Consider the following 2,906-nt stretch of genomic DNA (forward strand, 5'->3'; position numbering starts at 1 on the left):
ACATTCTCGCCATTATTAATGTATAAATATAATTTGAAAAATTAACTATATTAATTGCAATAAATAGTAAAACTATTTCTTTTGCAAATTTTCTCCCTAATATCTTCTCTGTTAATTTTGATAATATATTATAGATTTTTTCCATAAACTTATTTTTTAAAGAAATCTTTTAATGCTAAATCCCAATTTCTCATCTTATGTATCCCTCTCTTTTCTAAATTAAGATTTGCTAAAACTGAATATTTTGGTCTTGGTGCTGGTCTATTTAATTCTTCTGTTGAAATTGGGATTACTTTAACATCTTTTATTTCTGCATATTTCAATATTTTTTTTGTAAATTCATACCAGGAGCATTCCCCACTATTTGTAATGTGATATATTCCATAATATTTTGTTGAAATTAGAGCAGAGATAGCTTTTGCTAAATCAGGAACATATGTTGGAGAACCAACTTGGTCATTTATTACTCTCAGCTCTTTTTTATCCTTTGCAATATCCAGTATTGTATTAACAAAATTTTTCCCTCTTTTTCCATAAAGCCAGGATGTTCTAACAATAAAAAAATTGTCTAAAAAATGTTTACCTACTAGCTCTCCCCCATATTTGGAAATACCATAAATACTAACTGGATTTGGAATATCAGATTCAAGATAAGGTGAATTTTTCTTACCGTCAAATATATAATCAGTACTGATATAAACCATTTTACTTTTATTTTTTTTAGATGCCATTGCAACATTCCCAGTACCTATTATATTCACATCAAAAGCAGTTTTTATATTACTTTCGCATCCATCCACATTTGTAAATGCTGCGCTGTGAATGATAATATCTGGGACTATTTTAGATATTATCTCTATTACGCAATTCTTATCTGTTATATCTAATTCTTCATGACCAAAACCATAAACTTCATTATCTTTTGAAAGTAGTTCAACAAGCTCTGAGCCTAATTGTCCTTTACTTCCAGTTATCAGTATCTTCAATGTTATTTACTCCATAAATTGTTTATAATTAAATCATTATTATTAAATTATCTCAGGATATTGTTTTTCATAATATCTTTTATATTCCTTAGAATTCTTTATCTTTTTCCACCATGATCTATTATTAATATACCATTTAACAGTATCTTCAAAATTATTTTCGAAATCCCTAGATGGTTTCCATCCCAATCTTTGAATTTTGTTAAAATCTAATGCATATCTTATATCATGACCTGGTCTATCAGTAACACTTTTTATCATAGATTCTGGAATATCTAAAATATTAACAATTCTTTTCGCAATCTCTATGTTCTGAATCAGATTTCCAGTAGCAATATTATAAACCTCCCCTACTTCCCCTTTTTCTAAAAGCATATCTATTGCCTTGCAGTGGTCGATAACATAAATCCAATCTCTAATCTGGCTTCCATCTCCATATAATGGTAATGGTTTCTTTTCTAATGCATTTGTAATAAAAAGTGGGATAAATTTTTCCGGATACTGATATGGTCCAAAATTATTAGAGGCACGAGTAATAACCACAGGAACATTATGAGTGGCAAAATATGAATATGCTAACCTTTCCCCAGCAAGTTTGCCCACTGAATAAGGATTTCTTGGCTTTAAGTTATCTTCCTCTTTAAAAAACCCTTCATAAGCAGTTCCATATACCTCATCTGTTGATATCTGTATAAACTTAGAAATATTATATTTTCTTGCTGCTTCCAATAAAACATAGACACCTTGGAAATCAGTTCTCATAAACTCTGAAGGGTCTTCAATTGATCTATCAACATGAGTTTCTGCAGCAAAATTTATAATGATATCTACATTATTTTTCACAATATCGTTGACTAAATTTACATCACATATATCTCCATGAATAAATCTATAATATGGACTATCTTCTATATCTTTTAAATTATCCAAATTTCCAGCATAAGTTAGTTTGTCAAGATTAATTATTTTATAATCTCTATGCTTCTTGAGCATATATCTTATAAAATTACTACCAATAAAACCTGCCCCTCCAGTTATTAATATTTTTTTCAAGCCAATCCTCCTAATTGTTTTATATCAAAAAAATTAATCTTTTTATCCCATTTTAATTTCCCAATCGTATGGAATTTCATCAGAGTCATAAGGAATACGATATTCATCTGGCTCATCATAATTATAGAGTTTGTCTGGACAATTTATTATATATGTCATATCCTTGCTTACACCTTTGAATCCATGTATTACCATGGGTGGAATAGTTATTCTTGAATAATTTTGTTCACCTATAAAAAATTCATTAACTTCTTTATATGTTGGAGAATTTTCTCGACCATCAAATAGAATTACCTTAGCCATTCCCTTAATACATATGAAGTTATCCCATTGTTCTTTATGATAATGCCAACCCTTCACTACACCTGGATAACAAGTTGTCAAATAAACCTGTCCAAACTTCTTGAATTCTTCTTCATCACTCCTTAGTAACTCAATTAAAAATCCCCTTTCATCAGGAATAACTTTTAATTTCTTAACTCTAACTCCCTCAATCATTGAACTCCCTTCATATTTCTTAAATTGTTTTAAAATAAAAATAATTATTTCTCAATTGTACTTAATAGATTAGTAATTACATAATCCCATGTTATGAATTCAACATTTTTTTTTCCTTCTAAACCTAACTTCTTTGCTATATCCTTATTTTTATATAAATAATCAAACACATTTGCTATTTCCTCCGGATTCTCATTTAAAACAAATCCATTCTTTTCATGTTTAACAAACTCTAAAACACCACCTGAATCAAGTAAGGTTATCACTGGTTTCCCAGAATTAAATGCTTCAATTGTTATAAATCCATAATCCTCATCCAATGGTGCAAAAAATACACAAAGACAATTAGCATACAAATCTAACAGTTTA

The 2,906-nt window shown here is 28.7% G+C and carries 4 protein-coding genes; all 4 read right to left on the reverse strand.

Translation table 11 applies throughout. The features are described 5' to 3' along the window. Positions 1-149 precede the first annotated feature (149 nt). Positions 150-986, reverse strand: coding sequence for a dTDP-4-dehydrorhamnose reductase (gene rfbD, locus KKC53_00475; protein ID MBU2597649.1), 837 nt, complete (start codon positions 984-986; stop codon positions 150-152). A gap of 42 nt (positions 987-1,028) precedes the next feature. Beyond that, positions 1,029-2,039, reverse strand: coding sequence for a dTDP-glucose 4,6-dehydratase (gene rfbB, locus KKC53_00480; GenBank protein ID MBU2597650.1), 1,011 nt, complete (start codon positions 2,037-2,039; stop codon positions 1,029-1,031). A gap of 42 nt (positions 2,040-2,081) precedes the next feature. Continuing rightward, on the reverse strand, positions 2,082-2,537 hold the full coding sequence (locus tag KKC53_00485) for a dTDP-4-dehydrorhamnose 3,5-epimerase family protein (GenBank protein MBU2597651.1): 456 nt from the start codon (positions 2,535-2,537) through the stop codon (positions 2,082-2,084). Between the two features lie 44 nt (positions 2,538-2,581). Beyond that, positions 2,582-2,906 (reverse strand): glycosyltransferase (locus KKC53_00490; GenBank protein ID MBU2597652.1); only part of this gene is annotated, 325 nt, incomplete at its 5' end.

Source organism: Actinomycetota bacterium, from assembly GCA_018830725.1.
Taxonomy (GTDB): Bacteria; Actinomycetota; Humimicrobiia; order JAHJRV01; family JAHJRV01; genus JAHJRV01.

Bases quoted from the DNA above. Each gene is read 5' to 3' on its own strand.
- KKC53_00485 (MBU2597651.1), bottom strand. From the start codon at position 2,537: ATGATTGAGGGAGTTAGAGTTAAGAAATTAAAAGTTATTCCTGATGAA.